At 47.9% G+C, this 434-nt stretch carries 1 protein-coding gene; it reads right to left on the bottom strand.

The annotated features are described in order from the left end of the window. The coding region (gene alaE / locus K0039_RS25540; protein WP_228106927.1) for an L-alanine exporter AlaE at positions 1–400 on the bottom strand (400 nt) is incomplete at its 3' end. Positions 401–434 lie beyond the last annotated feature (34 nt).

Raw genomic sequence — 434 nt, forward strand, 5'->3', positions numbered from 1 at the left:
AATCGAGGAAGTAGCCATAAACCGCCCCCATCAACATCGAAACAACGATGTTTGAACTGACCGCCGCCATAATCTGATGCCAGTCTGCGCCCACCACTAACAAGATCGCCACATACACCGGTGACTGGAACGTCACATAAGCCAGGATATCCGCCAGATTTTTTATCCAGCCCGACGGGCTAACTTTGCGTGCCGCGCGCATAAACAGATCACGGTACATACCGTATGGCCATGCAATTAAGATGTTCACCGGAATTGCTACCAATCTGGAATAAAAAGACTGTTCGAAGCTCATTCCGGAGAGGAAAACTTCAATACACATGTTCACGACAGAACAGTAAACAACCATCGCGAACGTATCTGCAACTGCATGACGCAAGCGTGACTGCGGTGAGAACATGCTAATGCTCCTTAATAAAAGCGTAATGGGATGT

The organism is Terrisporobacter mayombei (genome assembly GCF_020748465.1).
Lineage (GTDB): Bacteria > Bacillota > Clostridia > Peptostreptococcales > Peptostreptococcaceae > Terrisporobacter > Terrisporobacter mayombei.